This is a genomic window from Nonomuraea roseoviolacea subsp. carminata, from assembly GCF_024172185.1.
Lineage (GTDB): Bacteria > Actinomycetota > Actinomycetes > Streptosporangiales > Streptosporangiaceae > Nonomuraea > Nonomuraea roseoviolacea.
The window spans coordinates 1,340,358-1,357,508 of the sequence record NZ_JAMZEC010000001.1 but is presented as its reverse complement, the minus strand read 5'-3'; the positions used below and the strand labels follow the sequence as shown (position 1 = coordinate 1,357,508).

Genomic DNA, 17,151 nt, shown 5'->3' with positions numbered 1-17,151 from the left:
CCACGACCACCGCGTTGCTGATCGTTCCGGCGTGCAGCACTGGGTGGGCCTGCGAAGCGCTGTGATTTCAATCACACCCGTTTGAGTGATGAGCATGCGACCCGTAGGAGGTGATGCCGGCTCTTGGATGCCCACTCAGGACTGCCCAAGACCGGATCGACACGTTCGATCGTTGAACGTGTCGCAGACGTCTCTGCGGCGAACCGTCGCTTGAGATGTGGCCCTTTTGTGTCGCAGACCTCATCCAGGCTGCCGGTTTTCATCATGTCGGTCATCATCATGAGCGCTAAATGCGTGTATTCCATTCAAGGCCAGAGGTCATGTCGAAGATGACCTCAGGCGCTAAATGCCTGGTCAATGGCATGTACTTAGTCATCGGATGATCGCCTCAGGTAGGTTTCTTCGACCGTGCTGAAACGCTCCGGTGGCGAAAACAAGCGACCCGATCAAGCCATAGACTTTGGGTATCAGAAACGCCAAAGACCGCCTCGCAATTCGGGAGGCGGTCTTTGGCGAAGCTTGCTCCCAGACAGGGCAGCCTCAGGTGTGGTGCCTCCATGGTACGCCCTGTCTGGAAGCATCGACAGAGAGGTGTCCCCATGGAGATCACGTTCCCGTTCCTGCTCCCCGTGTCGTTCCAGCTGCCGCTGGCCTTCCCGCTGAACCCCAGCTTCCAGGCGGCTGAGTTGGGCGACCGCGAACGGCCCATGTGGGTCTACGCCGGCGCGCTCATCATCGTGATCGTGATTCTGCTCGTGCTGCGGCAGGCGGGGGCTTCCTGCGTGATCGAGGTGCAGGTCTAGCGTTAACCGCCCCGCTGTCGCCCGGCTACGGCCCATGGAGAAGCCCCCGGAGGAATCCGGGGGCTTGGCTGCTCGCATACGTGTCGGTTTACGGCCTGTGCTGAGCACCCTAGAAGTTATCCTCCTGGCTGACCAGCACGCTTCCGGTCTCCACGGTGTAGCAGTCGCACGAGCCGCATCCGGGGGTCATCCAGCCTCCTCGCGTAGGGGTGGTGTGAACACCATACGGTCGCACGTGGGTGTTCACCGCTTGTCCCGTAGGCGAGAGTCGCGTTTCCGGTGGTCAGAGGTAGACCTGATCAGGGCAGGCACTTGGCCGGCCATTCTTGCTATTCCGCTTTCGAGTTCTTCACGAAGAGGCCCCGCCCAGGCGCGGTCTCGATCAGGTCTTCGGCCTTGAGGACGTCGAGAGCTTTCTTGATCGTGTTCCGGCTGAGATCAAACTCCTGCTCAAGCTCCATCTGCGATGGAAGCTTGCGCCCTGTCGGAATTTCACCCGTCTGGATGCGGGTGCGAAGTATGTCCGCCAACTGAAGGTAGGGCGCTCGCACCCCCTCGCGATCAATGCTCACGACGCAAACCCTACGTGACCAGGCATAACCCGAGATAGCCATGGCTGGCCCTGGCCAGCCATGGCCAGGTTGTCGTACTCTGGGTGCCCCGGTGGCAGTGACGCTGCTAAGCGACCGTCCGACTCCATGGCGGGAGATCAAGCACACATGACCTTGATCCTGGATCAGCCTTCTCATCGCCCTTGTTCCGGTGCCGCGCCCACCACGCCCCGGAACGGAGGCAGGCGATCGGCGTGAAGCTTCCCCTGATGAATCCCGGCACGAAGCCGACGACCGCCGAACAAGCTGCCCAATGGCTTGCTTACGCGCTCTCGGAAATGGGGGTGCCAGCCGAAGTCAACGGAAACGCGCATGTTGCGCTCGTATCGGTCTACATCAACCTAGTGGTGTGGACTAATGGAGCGCATTTCAGTTGGTGGAACGGTAGCTATTCAAAATTTGCTGGGCGCCGGGTGTACGCCTATTGTCCCGCCGATGATCCTCTTACCGCCGCTCGAAGGGTGATCCTGCGACTCGAAAGCCTTAAACAGGAAAGCGATGGAGGAACTCTATGACCTCTCCCGGACAGGCCGTCTTACGTGCGGATCTCCTAGGAATAGGCGACTTCCTAGCTTTCGATCCTACCGAGAACGCACCTTTCGCCATCGCCCCCGCCGATCCGGAAAGCCGTGGCGAGAACTCCTCGCGCGTGTGGGGTCAGATCGTTCACGTAGTGAGCCATGGGCGTGATTGGCGTCCGTGTACTCCCTGTCGAGCGGAGATCTGGTTCACATGCCAGTTCGATCAATCTGGCACCGCGACTCTCATCGTCGGCGTGAAGAAGGATGAGCGCCTGCTCATCCGACAGAAGGACGCGCCTGTCTGGCCCGACTGCATCCCAAGTAAGCCCCCATGGGAGTTTTGAGGATACTGCAATGCGCGACTCACAAGACGGAATCAGGCAGGAAGCTCAGGTGGTAGAACAGGTTGAACGTGACTTCGCAGGGCGGGACAATCCGGCAGACGTGCTGCGACGAATCTACGAGCAGATCAGCGGCGCGCTACAAATGTCCTCTGACCCTGAGGTCGCTTTTGGCAGTGCAACTGTCCTAGCCGACGCATTGCGCGAGATGGCGGATGATGCCGCGCTGACGCGCGCCAAGGTAGCTGCGCAGATCCGGGAAGGTGAAGGTCTCTCCATTCAGGCGCTTGGAGAGCGGCTAGGCATTTCCAAGGCGCGCGCCGATCAGCTCCTTAGAGCTGCGAGGAATGGATGACCTTCGATATGTGTGGCTTCGTTCGACTCGGCGACAGAGAACTGGCACAGGCTCTAGCCCGCCCGCGATATGCGAGGGGAGTTTTGGGGGACGGCCTCGTGCAGCATGCCGCCGCCTGTCCGAGAGAGGCTATGCCGAGAGCCGGCTACTGGATAGGCACTGCGCTGTGCGGTCTGACCGTGGCCATCTCTGCGGGGGCCGCAAGGCGGCCCGTAGCGTGGAAGCCGGGCCCCGCAGCCTGCGTCGTGTGCACGAGTATCGCCCACCCTTAGGGCAAGCACCAACAGAGGGCGGGACGGCAGTAGCCGTCCCGCCCTCTGTTGGTTTGCTCAGACGTCCGCGATGAGCGCGATAGCCACGTCCTGGTAGTGGTCGATGACCGATGCCTTCAATCTGGTTCCGCCGCCACTCGCAGCTTCGGGCGGAAGCTCAGTGGCCGATAGGGCATCGCGCCATGCCTCGAAATCGCTGTGCCGTTGATCTGCATTGTCGGAGTCACAGGTGCCGATGAGTGCTACTTGGGAATTATCGCTTGAGAGAGTCCAGGTGATCACTGGAAGTTTCTCATTCGCGATGCGCGCTAGAAGCTGCTCCAGGACCTTAACCGCTCGTTGCTGTGTGTGCAGACGATCTAGCGATTCTTCCGGCACCTTTATGACCTCCTGTTGCCTTGTTCTGATTAGCGAGCGCTCTGTCCTTCGGGGAGAGTTATCGGCTCCTCCCCGCGCTCGAAGTCGTACATGCCGGCGAGTGCCGGGCGGAAGGCGGCCAGGTGTTCGGGCCACTTGCCGCAGAGCGCCGAGCGGGCTGACGAGTCCGTTTGCAGCAGGAATTGCAGGTGACGCATGCCGTGCATGAGCACGTCGATATAGCGAGGGATCGGTGCTTCGGTGGCCAGCACCTCGTTCGGCTTCCCCACGGCATCTGGAATAGCGGGGCTTATGGGGGCAGCGTCCAGCCACTTATCGCGCACGAACGCCCCGCAGCCGATCACGGCAACATAGGTGAGGACGACGGCGGTTTCATCCGCCCGCCATGAGGTGGAGTGCAGAAGCTTGACCCCATCTAGTGCGCCGTTCGCTTCTAGAATCCTTTCGACGGATGTGTGTGGATCGCTGTCCTGGTGAATGGCCTCTGAGCGCCATGCGTCGCTTCCGCTAATCAGCCATAGGCCGACGTCGTCAGCCGACACAGGCCAGACTTCTACGATTACTTCCGTAGGCTCGCTCACCTATTAGCCGCCCTCCCCGCTTGTGCGCTGATCATTGGCGTCTTTGGCTGTCTTTATAAGTTGAGCCGCGCGGGCTTTCGAGACTCCGATCCGGTCGGCAAGACCAGCCAAGGACATGCGTTCTTGCTCAAAGATGCGCGCCGCCGACCGTGCCCGCTGGTCTGCCGAAGCCTCAAAGAGTCGCCGCAGCGTCTCGACCAGCTCTGTCGCCCCGTTATAGGCGACGTTGTGATCCGATTCCGCATTTATCGCCGTAATTGCTGCATCAAAAGCGTGTTCGAGGTCTTCAAGTGCAGACCCAACCGCCTCGCTCACGCCTTCCTTCGTCATGGACGCCAGAGTACGCGCTTCGTCAAGGGGGGACTAGACACGACTCGTACAGGGGGCCCTTGACGGCCGTGCAGGGGGGCCTGTACGGTCCTTCGTGTAGCACCCCCTACACGGGGTGTTCGGCCAGGACAAGCGGCTGCTACAGCCCCAGACGCGGAAGGAAGTGATCAAGATGCACGGTTTCCAGGCTTTCCACGATCCGCGTCTGATCACCGGTGTCCGCACCGTGGCGGAGTTTCTTGACAACTGCGTCGATGGGCTGTTTCCGGGCGAACTTGGCGCGACCGCGCTTCTGTTGCTGATCATCGCCCTTCACGTCGTGGCTGACTTCCTGGAGAACTGCCCGGACGCGCCGCTCCTCGCCGGCGCACAACGCGGAAGGAAGTGATCCACATGATTTTCAGCAGTGAGCACCGGGCTCAGATCGTTGACGGGCTCCGCGCGCTGGCAGCGTTCTTGGACAGCCGTCCTGACCTGCCACTTCCGCAGGGCATCGACGTCATGGTGAGCATCCGGCACGGCGACGACCCTGAGCGGCAGGCGGAGATCCACCGCATCGCGCGGATTCTCGGCACGTCGATCGACTCGGACGCGATGAGCTATGGGCATCACCGAGCAACCCTGTCCTTCGGGCCGGTCTGCTATCAGGCGGTGGCCATCTCAGACGCGAGTCGCGCCCGTTGGGCGGCGCTCATGTCGTACCAGGACTCCATCCTGCCGGACCCGTCCGAGGGGGCTTGAGGGTGGACCTGCCCCTGCTGGTCCTCATGCTGGCGCTTCTGGCTGCGCTCGCTGTCGTGCTGCTGTTTGCAGTGCTCGTCTACGGCGTGCGCGCAGATGACCGCCGCATGAACCTCTCCGACGACTCCCGCTCTTGGGGCGTACGCGTGACGCGGCGCGTGCTCGGCATGCATTCCCGCCGCCCCGACCCCTCCGGCTCCTCTCCGACCACTCGCAAGGCAAGGAGGTGATCGTCTGTTGCGTACCTTCCCCCTGACCCGTGGTTGCCCGTGTGGTGCTCTGCCGGACTCCGGCAGCAAGCGCTGCCAGAAGTGTCGGGCCCGTGCCCGCTGGCACCGCCGCAAGTCCCGCCACGACGGCATCTGAGACCCCTGCCGATCCCTCACTTGAAGGGAGGTGATGCCCCTATGACGGTAACCATTCCCCTGGTCGTGATCCTCGCGGTGGTGGTCCTGATCGCCTGGCGTTTCCTCGGACTGCGCCTGTGGCACGCGATCGCGTGCCTCCTGTGCGGCTTCCTCGTGGCCGCCACTGCTCTCGCCCCCGACATTCGCCGCGCGCTCAGCGCCGCTCTGAACTGGCTCACCGGCCAGTGACCTGTCCGCCGACCGAAGGAGTGATGCCTAGTGACCAACCGACACCCCTACCCGCACACCGACCTTCAGGAGGTCATCTCCCGCCACCACATCGCCCGCCGACTTATCACCACGTTCGCCCGCTCCGCATCCGCCCTCGACGACATCTGGCAGCACGTCACCGCCGCCCTGGATGACGCTCCTGCCCTGGTGACCGAGGTCATCCGACTCCGCGCCGAGTTGGTCACCATCCGCCGGCACCGCGCAAACCTGATCGCCGCAAGCCGTGCCACGCTGGCCGCCCACCATGACGGCGAGAGGGACCCGCTGTTCTACCTGCGCGATGAGCTGGACGCGCAGCACCTCGCCGACTCGGCACATTCGGGTGATGCCCGTTGAACCGGCATCGCGTTTCGCGCCACACGATGCGGCGCAACGCGCGCCGCATGCGCCGACACGGGGTCGAGCCGATCGCCATGATTACCGACGATCTGGACTTCGCGCCCCTGGTCATCGTCACCATCGCCCGTCTGATCTGGCGCTACCGGTCCGAGCTGGCGCCCCTGACCGTCGCCACGCTGACCCTCCTGGCAGGAGTCATCCTGCACACCGCCTACCCGGACTGGTGGCCCATCGTGGCCATCGCCACGGTGATGCTGGCCGGTGCGCTGGCGTTCGGGGGACGCTGGGTCAACCTGTCCCGAAGCATCGAGCGCGGCTACGCCGCCGTCACCACGGCGTTCGCGGGGGCATGGCTGACAGCGGCCACGATCATCGGTCCGGCTGTAGCCCCTCTGCCGGCGGTCCTCGGGATCGGCGGGGTGGTTCTGGCCGTGCCCTGGTGGGCGCACCGCCGGCGCCGCGCCCGGGTGCGGGTCGAACGCACGCTGGCCGCCTGGCCCGACATCGCCCAGACGGTCGGCCTCGCGGGCTCACGCGTTCAGTCGGCCATGGTGGACCTGTGGGGCTACCGGCTACGGCTCAAGCTGGCGCGCGGCCAGACGGTAGAGGACGCCATCCGGCAGATGCCCGCGCTGGAATCAGCTCTCGGCACCCGGCGCGGTGCGCTTCGCATCCAGCCGGTTCCTGAGCTGGCCAACCGCGCCGACGTCCGGGTGATCGAGAAAGATCCGCATGCGGACGCGATCACCTGGTCGGGACCTGCCATCACGTCCGTCACGCAACCGGTCAAGCTGGGGCTGTTCGAGGACGGGAGCCCCGTACGCGTCCTGTTACTGCGGCGCCATGGGCTCGTCGGCGGCGTGGCAGGGGCCGGCAAGTCCGGAGGCGTGAACGTGATCCTCGGGGATCTCACCGCGTGCTCGGACGTGGTCATCTGGGGCATCGACCTCAAGCGGGGCATGGAACTCCTGCCGTGGGCATCCTGCCTTGACCGCCTGGCCACCACACCCCAGGAAGCCGAAGCGCTGCTGGCCGATGCCGTGGCCGTCCTGGACGGACGCGCCGATCACCTGGCCCGTCAGGGCCTTCGCGTCTGGGAACCGACGCCGGACGCTCCCGCCCTGATCATCCTGATAGACGAGTACGCCGAACTGGTCGAAGAGGCGCCCGGCGCCGTCCGCCACGCCGACTCCATCGCCCGACGCGGACGCGCCCCCGCCGTCACCATCGTGGCCGCCACCCAACGCCCCTCACAACGCGCCATGGGCAAGGGCGCGGTGCGCTCACAGATGGATGTCCGAGTGTCCTTCCGCGTACGGGAACAGCGGGACGTCGATCTCATCCTCGGGCAAGGCATGCTCAAGGCCGGCTGGCATGCCCACCGATTGGACGCCCCCGGCAAGTTCTTGGTCAGCGCACCGGAACACGACGTGCCCAGGCGGGCACGGACCTACCTTCTGGACGATGCGGGAGTCCAGCGCACGGCAGAGCGTCACGCGCCCCATCGCCCGCAGCTAGATGCGATCTCCGTGGCGGCCCTGGAAGCCCACAGCGCCACTCATGAAGCGCTGGACGGCTCTCAGGACGGCGCTGACGGCGCTCTCCGAGGGTCACCCCGTCATGCGCGATCGGACACCTCAGAAGACGCTGAAAGGACGCTCCTCTCCGCTCTGGAGAACACCGACGAAGCGGGCGCGTCCATTGGCGATCTCATGCGGGAAACCGCCATGGGCCGAACGTGGGTCTACCAACGGCTGCAAGACCTGGCGCGCGCCGGACGGGTCACTCAAGTCGCTCGGGGACGCTGGCGCGTCACCTCAAGAAGCTGACGATCCGTAATCGTCCGCGTCCGTCCGTCCGCGCGCGTCTGCACGTATAGGGCGAGGACTCGTTCGCGGACGGACGCGCGGACGATGACAGAACGTAGCCGCGAAAGGGGGTGAGGCATGGAGGCATACAAGGTCGAGCAAGTAGCCAAGCGGCTCAATGTCGGTCGAGACAAGATCTACGAACTCATCAGAACGGGACAGCTCAAAAGCGTCAAGATCGGCAAATTGCGTCGCATTACCGATCAGCATCTCGCCGACTTCATCGCGTCTCTGGAGGACCGAAGTCGAAATGATCAATAGAACTGCATTGCACCGTAATGCAGTGCGGCGCAGACTCCTTGACAGGGCTTCCCGCCCGCAGCCGAGGAGACGAATTGCCCACTGAGAACTACAGCCTGCGGCTCGACATCGAGCGCCGCAGGAAGCTCCAAGAGATCGCGACGAAGCAGGACAGAGACCTGGCCTACATCATCCGGAAGGCCATCGATGAGTACATCGGCCGGCACGAGAGCGAGAGCACGTAGGACAAGCCCCGGTCGCCACGAACGCGGTGGTACGCCTCGAAAGCGGACCGGGGTGCGCAGGGGATGACCAGTCGAGAGGAGCCTGATGGCGAAGATCTTAATAGGCAGCTACGAAGGGTCGATCTACGAAGAGAACGGAGGCTGGACGGGAGCCCTCTCGCTCGGCTTCGGGCCGGACGGGAAGCGCAAGCGCCTGAAGAGAAAGGGGAAGACGAAGACAGAGGTCAAGAGCAAGCTCATCGAGGCAGTTCGTGACCTGGAACGGGGCGTCAAGGCAGAGGTCGGCTACACCGTGGCGCGCTGCGTGACCGACTTCCTCGCCCATGGTCTCAAGGGCAAGTCTGCGGGCACGCTCAGGCTGTACACGTCTCTCGCTACGAACCACATCGTTCCGAAGATCGGTGCGGTCAAGCTCAAGGATCTCGCGGCCGACGACGTGGACGAATGGCTCGAAGCGCTGGCCGCGCATCTCTCAAGCGAGACGGTGGGCCGGACTCATGACCTGCTCAGACGGTCGATCCGCATGGCCCAGCGTCGCGACAAGGTGTTCCGCAACGTGGCCGAGCTGGTGGACACGCCCGAAGGGCAGAAGGGACGCCCCAGCAAGAGCCTCACTCTGGAGCAGGCCGTCACCCTGCTCAAGGTGGCTCAGCAACCGGAATGGCGTCTCGGCGCCTACGTGTGGCTGTGTCTGCTCTCCGGCATCCGGACGGAGGAAGCCCGAGCACTCACGTGGGACGACGTCGATCTGAGCCAAGGGGTCGTCTACGTCCTGCGCGCCGACAGGCACAAGGGGGAGACCAAGACGAGCAAGTCGCGGCGCGGCTTCGGCATCGCCAAGCTTGCCGTCAGCGCTCTTGCCGCGCACAAGGTCAGGCAAGCCGCAGAAAGGCTCGCGGCGGGCAAGGCGTGGCGGGACAACAACCTGGTGTTCTGCCACGGTGACGGGTCTCCCTTCGACCCGGCTCAGGTCCGATACGACTTCCGGAAGATCACCACTGCGGCGGGACTCGGCGACGACTGGGTACCCCGCGAACTCCGCCACACCTTCGTGTCGCTCATGAGCAACCACGGGGGAGTGGCCATAGAGAAGATCTCCGATCTCGTCGGGCACTCCAGTACGGCGATCACGGAAACCATCTACCGACACGAGCTGCGGCCCGTCATCATGGACGGCGCCCAGGCCATGGACAAAATCTTCGTCTTCAAGTCCGCTTAGCCTGGCTCCCTGATTGGCTCCTCTCAGCCCACGATCCCCTGCTGACCTCGGGTCATCTGTTACATGGTGGGTAAAGGAGAGGGTCGGGTAAGCGCCTGCCACTGGGGACAATGGGGGTCATGACCCCTCACCGGCTCTCCCCGGCCGATGCCCGTCGTGTCGCCGTGCGCGCCCAGCTCCTGGACGGTTCGCGGCCGGCCGCGCTGCTCGATCTCGTCCGCCATCTGACGCTGCTGCAGATCGATCCGACCGCCGCTGTCGCCCCGAACGCCGACCTGGTGGCGTGGAGCCGCCTCGGCTCCTCCTACAGCCGGGCCGAGCTGGTCTCCGCGCTGGAGGAACGGAAGCTGCTCGAACTGCGGGCCTTCGTCCGGCCCTGTGAGGATCTGGCGCTCTACCGCGCGGAGATGGCCCTGAGGCCCAGCCCGGGACGGGCCTGGCGGGAGTGGGTGCGCGCGAACGACGCGTGCCGTCTCGACATCATCGCCCGGCTGGGGTCGGCCGGGCCGCTGCCGTCCCGCGAACTCCCGGACACCTGCGAGGTGCCGTGGAAGTCCACCGGGTGGACCGACAACCGCAACGTCACCCAGATGCTGGAGTGCATGGTCATGCTCGGCGAGGTCGCCGTCGCCGGGCGGCGCGGCAACGACCGGCTGTGGGACCTGGCGGAACGCGTCTACCCCGACGAGCCTGCGGTCCCCGTGGAGGAGGCGCGGCGCCTGCGTGACGAGCGGCGGCTGCGGGCCCTGGGCATCGCCTGGGCGCGGACCACGCAGTTCCCGGTCGAGCCGGCGGACGTGGGCGAGGCCGGCGAACCGGCCGTGGTCGAGGGCGTCAGGGGCGAGTGGCGGGTCGATCCGTCGCTGCTGGACGGGCCGTTCACGGGACGGGCGGCGCTGCTGTCGCCCTTCGACCGGTTGGTCCACGACCGCAGGCGCGCCCTGGAGCTGTTCGGGTTCGACTACCAGCTGGAGATGTACAAGCCGGTCGCCAAGCGCCGGTGGGGGTACTTCGCGCTGCCGATCCTGTACGGGGACCGGCTGGTGGGCAAGCTGGACGCCGCCGCCGACCGCAGGGCCGGGGTGCTGCGGGTCAACGCGATCCACCAGGACGTCCCGTTCACCGAGGACATGGCCGCGGAGATCGACCGGGAGATCGAGGACCTGGCCCGATGGCTCGGACTGTCCCACTGAAGGCCCCGGCCCTGACTGTCCCGCTGGATACGGGGGAAAGCGGGCTTGTACGGAGCGGCGTGCCGCCGGTGGGGCTTTGTGCGGCCCGGCCACCTTCGCCGTCGCCCCAGGTGGCATAACGTCGGAGCTATGGACGTGCGCACCTTCTGGCTCGCTGGACGCCCCGCCACCGGCGACACCGAGCTCATCGTCACCAATCCCCTCGACGGGCGCGAGGTCGGCAGGCACTCCGTGCCGACCGACGCCCAGGTCGAGGAGGCCGTCGCGGCCGCCGCGCAGGTGGCCGGGCAGGCCGCCGCACTGCCCGTGCACGTGCGCGCGGAGGCCCTGGCCCACGTGTCGCGCCGCCTCGCCGAGCGCGCCGAGGAGATCGCCCGGCTGATCACCGCCGAGAACGGCAAGCCCATCCTCTGGGCGCGGGGCGAGGTCGGCCGGGCCGTCGCGACGTTCCGCTTCGCCGCCGAGGAGACCCGCCGATGGTCGGGCGAGGTGCAGCGGCTCGACACCGAGCCCGCCGCCGCCGGCCGCCTGGCCTACGTCTCGCGCGTGCCGTACGGGCCGGTCCTGGCGATCACCCCGTTCAACTTCCCGCTGAACCTCGTGGCCCACAAGGTGGCCCCGGCCATCGCCGTCGGTGCGCCCGTGATCGTCAAGCCCGCCCCGGCCACGCCGCTCACCTCGCTGCTGCTCGGCGAGATCCTGGCCGAGACCGACCTGCCCGCCGGGATGTTCTCGATCCTGCCGGTCGAGAACGAGCGCGCCGGCGCGCTGGTCGAGGACCCGCGGCTGCCCGTGGTGTCGTTCACCGGGTCGGCGCCCGTCGGCTACGCGATCGCCGACCAGGTGCCGCGCAAGCACGTGACGCTGGAGCTCGGCGGCAACGCCGCGGCCGTGGTGCTGGCCGACGCCGACCTCGACTGGGCGGCCACCCGCGTCGCGCTCTACTCCAACTACCAGGCCGGCCAGAGCTGCATCGCCGTGCAGCGGGTCATCGTCGAGGAGCCCGTCTACGACGCGTTCGTCGAGCGGCTGCTCCCGGCGGTCGGCGCGCTCGTCACGGGCGACCCGGCCGACGAGAAGACCCAGGTCGGGCCGCTGGTGTCGGAGGCGGCGGCCGAGCGGGTCGAGCAGTGGATCAAGGAGGCCGTGGAGAGCGGCGCCCGCGTGCTGGCCGGCGGTGTCCGCGAGGGCGCCACGATCACGCCGACCGTCCTCACCGACGTGCCCGCCGACGCGAAGGTGGCCCGCGAGGAGGTCTTCGGGCCCGTCATGATCGTGCAGCGGGCCGCGTCGATGGACGAGGCGTACGCCATGGTCAACGACTCCGCCTACGGCCTGCAGGCCGGCGTGTTCACCCGCTCGCTGGACGCGGCCTTCCGCGCCAACCGGGAGCTGGAGGTCGGCGGAGTCATCATCGGCGACGTGCCGTCGTACCGGGCCGACCAGATGCCGTACGGCGGCGTCAAGGACTCGGGCATCGGCCGCGAGGGCCTGGGGTCGGCGATGCGCGACCTCACCTACGAGAAGGTCATGGTGATCACCGGGCTCACCCTCTGAGCTCCGCCGCGGCGCCCCGGGCCGCGAAGGCCCGGATCGCCGCGGAGTCCCCGCTCACAGGGGGTCCACGCCGGCGAAGACCAGGCCCAGCTCGTACGCGAGGACGGCCGCGTGGGTGCGGTCGCGCGCCCCGAGCTTGGCCAGCACGTTGCCGACGTGCGTCTTGACTGTCTCCCGCGAGACGTGCAGCGCCTCGGCGATCTCCGCGTTGGTCCGTCCGAGTGTGACGTGCCGCAGCACCTCCAGCTCGCGCGGCGTGGGCTCCACGGGCAGGCGCCGCGTGGCCGAGCCCTGGTGCGGGGAGGCGAGGCGGCGCAGCGCGTCGGGGAAGAGCACGGCGTCGCGCCCGTGGACCAGCCGGATCGCCTCCACCAGCTCGGCCGCCGGGGCGCGCTTGAGGACGAATCCGGCGGCCCCGGCCCGCAGCGCGCCCCAGACGAGCTGGTCGCTCTCGAACGTGGTGACCACGACGACCCGCGTCGCGGGGGAGCGGCGGGTCAGCTCGCGAGTGGCGGACAGGCCGTCGAGGCGGGGCATGCGCACGTCCATCAGCACGACGTCGGCGCCCGCGCCCGCCTCGACCGCCTCGACGCCGTCCGCGGCCTGGCCGACGACCTCCAGGCCGTCGTGGACCGAGAGCATCGCCGCCCATCCGGACCGGATGAGGCGCTCGTCGTCGGCCAGCACGACCCTGATCGGAGTCCTCTGGTTCGCGGGCGGCCGGTTCACAGGGGCAGCGTCGCCTGGACACGCCATCGTCCGTCCGCCTCCTCCCGGACGCAGGTCCCGCCGGCCAGGCGGGCGCGCATCCGCATGCCGGTCAGCCCCCGCCCCTCCCTGCTGTCCGTCTCCCGGGGGCCGGTCGCGTTCTCCACGGTCAGGACCAGGTCGTCCGCCACGCGGACGTCGAGCGTGACCGGGCCGCGCCCGTGCCGCAGGGCGTTGGTCAGGGCCTCCCGGGCGATCGCGTACGCCGCGCGGGAGGTGGCCGGCGGCACCCGGTCGAGGCGTCCGGTGCTCACCCGCACGTCGAGGCCGCGGGTCAGCGCGGTCAGGGCGTCCAGCGTGGGGCTCTCGGCCGCGTCGCCGTCGTCCTCCAGCACCCGCAGCAGCACGTCGAGCTCCTGCTGGGCGGCGCGGGCGGTGTCGGCGAGATGCTCCAGCGACCGCGAAGCCTCCTCGGTGCCCCGCGATGCGGCTCGAGCGCCGTTGCGGGGTACCGCCTGGGCGCCGTTCTGAGGTGCTGCGTCCGTGTCGCTCCAAGGTGCTGCATGAGCGCCGTTCTGCTCGGGAGCCTGCGCGGCCTTCTGCAGTGCCGCCTGCGCGGCCATGGCCTGGACCAGGACGACGCTCAGCGCATGCCCCACGGAGTCGTGCAGCTCCAGCGCCAGGCTCTGGCGGCGGCCGAGCCGCTCCAGCGCGCGGGACGGCTCCCCGGCCAGCAGCCGGCGCGCCGCCCAGCGCTGACCCAGCCCGGTCGCGACCAGCGCCGCCAGCACGGCCAGCGCCAGCAGCACGACCTGCGCCGCCTCCCCGGGGGAAGCGCGCCACAGGTCCGCGTCGCCGAGCCGGGTCAGCCCCGGCGACAGCAGCAGCACGCCCGCGCTCAGCGTCGCGCCGCCGTACAGGTGCAGGCTCGTCAGGGCGACCAGGTAGAGCCGGTCGGCCCGCTCCGGCACGTCCACGCCGAGCAGCTCCGACAGCGCGGCCACCTCGATGCGCCGCACCAGCGGCGTCATCGCGAGCAGCACCGCGACGGGCAGGCACGCGGCCCACAGCGCGAGCACCCGCGCAGGCGTCGGGTCGGTGAGGATCACCAGGCCGAGCACCGCGGCGGCCGGGGTCAGCAGCGCCGCCCCCAGCACCTGATGGACCCCGGCGGCGAGCGCTCGGGCGACATGACCTCTCACGTGGGCCGATGCTAGCCCGCGCGGCGCCGGACAGGATTCCCCCATCGGGGGGAGGTGGCGAGCGGAAGGCGTTCCTAGCGTGGGCGGCGTGACGAGAAGAGATCGGATCGCCGGGGCGGTGCTGTCGCTCGCCGTGACCGCCGTCGGCGCGCTGTGGTGGGCCGTCCCCGAGAGCTACCCCTTCGGGGCCCGCGACCGGGTGACGGTGTCGTTGTCTCACCTGTTCGAGCACGACGTGGGCGGCGCGATGACGCTGGTTGCCGGACTCGCGGGGCTGGCCACGGCGTTCGCCTCGGGACGGGCGCTCAGGGCCGGCGCGATCGCGCAGGTGGTGTTCTTCGGCGTCGTGATGTCGGACGCCGGGATCATGTCGCTGTTCGGGTACGGGCTGGCCGTGCTGGGGCCGGTCGCCCTGGTCGGCGTCCTGCTGATGGGCTGCGCGCGCCGCAGGCCGTGGGGGTGGGCGGGCCTCGCGATCCTGGCGGCGGGGGTGGTCGCGAGCACGGCGGCCGGGTTCCCGCCCTGGCTGGCCGCGCGCAACATCGCCGGCTCCCTGTACGACTACGCCGGCCGCGTGAGCTGGACGCTCGCCGACTGCGTCGCGTGTCTCGTCTGGGTGCTGATCGCGGTGAAGGCGTACCGGAGCGGGACGCTGCCCGCCTGGACCCGGCCCGCCACCGTGCTGCGCTGGGGGCGGCCGGCCACGATCGGGGCGGCGCTGTGCCCGCTGCCGTACGCGCTGTACCGGCTCACCTGGCTGACGCCGTGGCCCACCGACGCCGAGCTGACGGGCCCCCTGGACCCCGGCCTGAGGCTGCAGGGGCTGGCCATCGCCTTCGGCGCCCTGGGTGGCGCGGTGCTGACGCTGGGCCTCATCAGCAGATGGGGCGAGGTCTTCCCGAGGTGGACGCCGGTCGTCCATGGCCGTCCGGTGCCGGTGCGGCTGCCCGTCATCGCCGGCGGGATCGTCGCGGGCGCCTGCTGCATGGCCTCGCCCGGGCTGGTGGCCAACGCGGTCGAGAGGGACGAGCTCTTCCAGGTGCTGCTGTGGCCGTACCCGCTGTGGGCCGTGCTGCTGGGGGCGGGGGTCCTGGCGTACTGGCTGCGCCGCCGCCCCTACGCCCCGAGCGCGGCGGCGCCCTGAGGCGCGCTCAGCCGCTTCTCGAAGCAGACGCTCTCCGCGCAGGCGGCGTACGGACCGAAGCGCGGGACGCGGACGTAGCCGGAGGCGGTGTAGAGGCCGATCGCCTCGGTGAACAGCCGGCCGGTCTCCAGCCGCAGCGCGTGCAGGCCGCGCTCGCCGGCCATCGCCTCGGCCTCCCCGCCCGCGCCGTCCCCCTGAGATGCCTCCGGCCACAGGAGGACGAACGCGATGCGCGGGTCGAGGTGCTTCGGGGTGTCGTCGACGACGTCCCGCTGCCGGTACGCCAGCTCGGCCTGCTGCTCGGCGCACAGCTCCAGGACGACGGGATCGTGGGCGGGCGGACGCGTGACCCTCATGCCGGCGAGGGTAGTGGTGTCCGTGTTTCGTCCGTGTCGCGTCAGGCGCGTTCGGCGGCGGTGTAGAGGGTCTTGATGGTGTCGCCGAAGTACGGGCCGTACATGGTGCGGCGGTCGTCGCTGTACTTGAAGCTGCTCAGCGACGTCATCGTGCCCCAGCCGGTGGCGTGGTCGAAGCCGGACAGCCACGGGCCGCCGCTCGACCCGGCCGTCATGTCGCAGCCGAGCCCCTGGTCGCGGGTCTGGCCGTGGGGGTCGTCGCGCAGCTTGCCGGCGCAGTAGACGAGGTGCTCGCCGGTGTACGGCGGGTCGGCCGGGTAGCCGAAGCCGAACGCCTGGCCGCCGCGCCCGGTGTTGAACGCGATCTCCTGCGCGCCCACGGCGTCGGTGACGTGCCGGTCGGCCCACGTGGTCAGCGCCACCATGCCCACGTCGTAGTCGTCGTCGGCCGAGCGCGACCAGGGCCCGGCGACGAACATGCGTCGCGCCGCGTACCGGCCGTACGGCTCGGCGCCGCCCTCGCGGTAGCCGGGGACGAACGTCCAGTTCTCGGCCCACGGGCCGGTGCCGTCCTTGACGCAGTGGCCGGCGGTGACGACGACGTCGCGGTTGGCGCTGCGCACGGTGCCCGCGGAGCAGACGAAGTCGACGCCGCGCAGGGTCATGAAGACCCGGCCGGTGGTGCGCGTCACGGCGCCGCCGGTGGTCCAGCGCGACCCGGCGGTGACGATCTGCGGGCGGGCCGACTGGTGGCGGCGCTCGACCGCACGGGTGCCGGCTGAACGCTCGGCCGCCCCGGTGCCCGTGGGGTGCTCGGCCGCCCCGGTGCCCGCCGGGCGCTCGGCCGCGCCGGTGATCGTGTGGCGCTCCACCCCGCCGGCGTGGCGCTCGGCCCCGTGGCCGCCCGTCCCCGTCGCGGCGTGGGGCCGGGGGAGGAGTTTCAGGGCTCCGTGGGACAGGCCCGGGGCGGTGGTCAGGGCCGACCGGCCCGTCACGCCGCCCAGCGGGCCGCCACGTGACGAGCCGCCCAGCGGGCCGCCACGTGACGAGCCGCCCAGCGGGCCGCCACGTGACGAGCCGCCCAGCGGGCCGCCACGTGACGAGCCGCCCAGCGGGCCGCCGTGCGGCGAGCCGCCCAGCAGACCGCCGCGGGACACGCCGTCGAGCAGGTCGATCGGCAGGGCGCGGGCCATCCGCTCCCGCGTCCAGTAGCCGAGGACGCGCGCGTGGTCGGCGGGCCGGCGGGCGGCCACGTGCTCCACGACGGCGCCGGGCCGGGCCCCCGCGCGCCCCGCCGACGGGGTGCGGGCCGTGGACGGCGTGCCGGACGAGGAGGGCGCGGGGGCGGGGGCGGCGGGGGGACGGCCGGGATGGCGGGCGGGATCCGGCGTCGCGCCGATGAGGGCGGGCCCCATCAGCCCCGCGACGAGCGGAACGGCCGCCAGCAGTGGGGAGCTCAGGGTCATGAGATCCGAGTGTGCACTACGTCATGTGCTCTCGTGACTACAT

The 17,151-nt window shown here is 68.8% G+C and carries 23 protein-coding genes; 15 read left to right on the top strand and 8 right to left on the bottom strand.

Annotation, left to right across the window (positions count from 1 at the left end; genetic code table 11):
• The first annotated feature begins 599 nt into the window (after positions 1–599).
• Positions 600–803 (top strand): hypothetical protein, encoded by a 204-nt coding sequence (locus HD595_RS06250; protein WP_253766478.1) that lies wholly within the window; start codon positions 600–602, stop codon positions 801–803.
• Positions 804–1,132: 329 nt separating this feature from the next.
• Here the strand turns inward: HD595_RS06250 and HD595_RS06245 are convergent, their stop codons facing one another.
• Positions 1,133–1,375 carry a winged helix-turn-helix domain-containing protein gene (locus tag HD595_RS06245; protein ID WP_253766476.1) on the bottom strand — a complete coding sequence of 81 codons (243 nt, stop codon included), beginning with the start codon at positions 1,373–1,375 and terminating at the stop codon, positions 1,133–1,135.
• Positions 1,376–1,608: 233 nt separating this feature from the next.
• Between HD595_RS06245 and HD595_RS06240 the strand changes: the two genes are divergently transcribed.
• The gene (locus tag HD595_RS06240) at positions 1,609–1,929 is read left to right on the top strand and encodes a hypothetical protein (protein ID WP_253766474.1); all 321 of its coding nucleotides are present in this window, start codon (positions 1,609–1,611) and stop codon (positions 1,927–1,929) included.
• 360 nt (positions 1,930–2,289) lie between these two features.
• Positions 2,290–2,631: a hypothetical protein gene (locus tag HD595_RS06235; protein ID WP_253766472.1), complete on the top strand. Its 342-nt coding sequence runs from the start codon at positions 2,290–2,292 to the stop codon at positions 2,629–2,631.
• Positions 2,632–2,960: 329 nt separating this feature from the next.
• On the opposite strand, the gene HD595_RS06230 is transcribed toward HD595_RS06235, so the two are convergent.
• Genes HD595_RS06230 through HD595_RS06220 form a run of 3 tightly spaced genes read right to left on the bottom strand, consistent with a single transcriptional unit; the run spans position 2,961 to position 4,192 of the window.
• Positions 2,961–3,281 carry a hypothetical protein gene (locus HD595_RS06230; RefSeq protein WP_253766470.1) on the bottom strand — a complete coding sequence of 107 codons (321 nt, stop codon included), beginning with the start codon at positions 3,279–3,281 and terminating at the stop codon, positions 2,961–2,963.
• A 29-nt stretch (positions 3,282–3,310) separates the two neighbouring features.
• A complete protein-coding gene (locus HD595_RS06225) occupies positions 3,311–3,823 on the bottom strand; it encodes a hypothetical protein (RefSeq protein WP_253766468.1) in 513 nt (170 codons plus the stop codon).
• A 42-nt stretch (positions 3,824–3,865) separates the two neighbouring features.
• A complete protein-coding gene (locus tag HD595_RS06220; protein ID WP_253766466.1) occupies positions 3,866–4,192 on the bottom strand; it encodes a hypothetical protein in 327 nt (108 codons plus the stop codon).
• Positions 4,193–4,355: 163 nt separating this feature from the next.
• Here HD595_RS06220 and HD595_RS06215 point away from each other — a divergent pair, with 163 nt between their 5' ends.
• The 11 genes from HD595_RS06215 to HD595_RS06165 all read left to right on the top strand — a co-directional run bounded on the left by HD595_RS06215 (position 4,356) and on the right by HD595_RS06165 (position 12,232).
• Positions 4,356–4,580 (top strand): hypothetical protein, encoded by a 225-nt coding sequence (locus HD595_RS06215; protein WP_253766464.1) that lies wholly within the window; start codon positions 4,356–4,358, stop codon positions 4,578–4,580.
• Between the two features lie 5 nt (positions 4,581–4,585).
• The gene (locus HD595_RS06210; RefSeq protein ID WP_253766462.1) at positions 4,586–4,933 is read left to right on the top strand and encodes a hypothetical protein; all 348 of its coding nucleotides are present in this window, start codon (positions 4,586–4,588) and stop codon (positions 4,931–4,933) included.
• Positions 4,934–4,935: 2 nt separating this feature from the next.
• Positions 4,936–5,163, top strand: coding sequence for a hypothetical protein (locus tag HD595_RS06205; protein WP_253766460.1), 228 nt, complete (start codon positions 4,936–4,938; stop codon positions 5,161–5,163).
• Positions 5,164–5,340: 177 nt separating this feature from the next.
• Positions 5,341–5,529, top strand: a complete 189-nt coding sequence (locus HD595_RS06200) for a hypothetical protein (protein ID WP_253766458.1) — start codon at positions 5,341–5,343, stop codon at positions 5,527–5,529.
• 30 nt (positions 5,530–5,559) lie between these two features.
• A complete protein-coding gene (locus HD595_RS06195; protein ID WP_253766457.1) occupies positions 5,560–5,907 on the top strand; it encodes a hypothetical protein in 348 nt (115 codons plus the stop codon).
• The gene (locus tag HD595_RS06190; RefSeq protein WP_253766455.1) at positions 5,904–7,739 is read left to right on the top strand and encodes a cell division protein FtsK; all 1,836 of its coding nucleotides are present in this window, start codon (positions 5,904–5,906) and stop codon (positions 7,737–7,739) included. The genes HD595_RS06195 and HD595_RS06190 overlap by 4 nt, the downstream gene beginning before the upstream one ends.
• A gap of 117 nt (positions 7,740–7,856) precedes the next feature.
• Complete coding sequence (locus tag HD595_RS06185; RefSeq protein WP_253766453.1) at positions 7,857–8,039, top strand: helix-turn-helix domain-containing protein; 183 nt, start codon at positions 7,857–7,859, stop codon at positions 8,037–8,039.
• A gap of 74 nt (positions 8,040–8,113) precedes the next feature.
• Positions 8,114–8,263 (top strand): CopG family ribbon-helix-helix protein, encoded by a 150-nt coding sequence (locus tag HD595_RS06180; RefSeq protein ID WP_253766451.1) that lies wholly within the window; start codon positions 8,114–8,116, stop codon positions 8,261–8,263.
• A gap of 85 nt (positions 8,264–8,348) precedes the next feature.
• On the top strand, positions 8,349–9,482 hold the full coding sequence (locus HD595_RS06175) for a site-specific integrase (RefSeq protein ID WP_253766449.1): 1,134 nt from the start codon (positions 8,349–8,351) through the stop codon (positions 9,480–9,482).
• Between the two features lie 119 nt (positions 9,483–9,601).
• Positions 9,602–10,675 (top strand): DNA glycosylase AlkZ-like family protein, encoded by a 1,074-nt coding sequence (locus HD595_RS06170; protein ID WP_253766447.1) that lies wholly within the window; start codon positions 9,602–9,604, stop codon positions 10,673–10,675.
• Positions 10,676–10,804: 129 nt separating this feature from the next.
• Positions 10,805–12,232, top strand: coding sequence for an aldehyde dehydrogenase family protein (locus HD595_RS06165; protein ID WP_253766445.1), 1,428 nt, complete (start codon positions 10,805–10,807; stop codon positions 12,230–12,232).
• A 54-nt stretch (positions 12,233–12,286) separates the two neighbouring features.
• On the opposite strand, the gene HD595_RS06160 is transcribed toward HD595_RS06165, so the two are convergent.
• Together HD595_RS06160 and HD595_RS06155 are read right to left on the bottom strand one after the other, a co-directional pair.
• Complete coding sequence (locus tag HD595_RS06160) at positions 12,287–12,961, bottom strand: response regulator transcription factor (RefSeq protein WP_253766443.1); 675 nt, start codon at positions 12,959–12,961, stop codon at positions 12,287–12,289.
• Positions 12,958–14,142 carry a histidine kinase gene (locus tag HD595_RS06155; protein ID WP_253766441.1) on the bottom strand — a complete coding sequence of 395 codons (1,185 nt, stop codon included), beginning with the start codon at positions 14,140–14,142 and terminating at the stop codon, positions 12,958–12,960. Before HD595_RS06155 ends, HD595_RS06160 begins: the two co-directional genes overlap by 4 nt.
• 88 nt (positions 14,143–14,230) lie before the next feature.
• On the opposite strand from HD595_RS06155, the gene HD595_RS06150 reads away from it, so the two are divergent.
• On the top strand, positions 14,231–15,286 hold the full coding sequence (locus tag HD595_RS06150; RefSeq protein WP_253766439.1) for a hypothetical protein: 1,056 nt from the start codon (positions 14,231–14,233) through the stop codon (positions 15,284–15,286).
• Here HD595_RS06150 and HD595_RS06145 read toward each other — a convergent pair.
• Together HD595_RS06145 and HD595_RS06140 are read right to left on the bottom strand one after the other, a co-directional pair.
• On the bottom strand, positions 15,259–15,642 hold the full coding sequence (locus HD595_RS06145) for a hypothetical protein (RefSeq protein ID WP_253766437.1): 384 nt from the start codon (positions 15,640–15,642) through the stop codon (positions 15,259–15,261). The genes HD595_RS06150 and HD595_RS06145 overlap by 28 nt on opposite strands.
• Before the next feature lie 41 nt (positions 15,643–15,683).
• A complete protein-coding gene (locus HD595_RS06140; protein WP_253766435.1) occupies positions 15,684–17,108 on the bottom strand; it encodes a hypothetical protein in 1,425 nt (474 codons plus the stop codon).
• Positions 17,109–17,151: the final 43 nt, after the last annotated feature.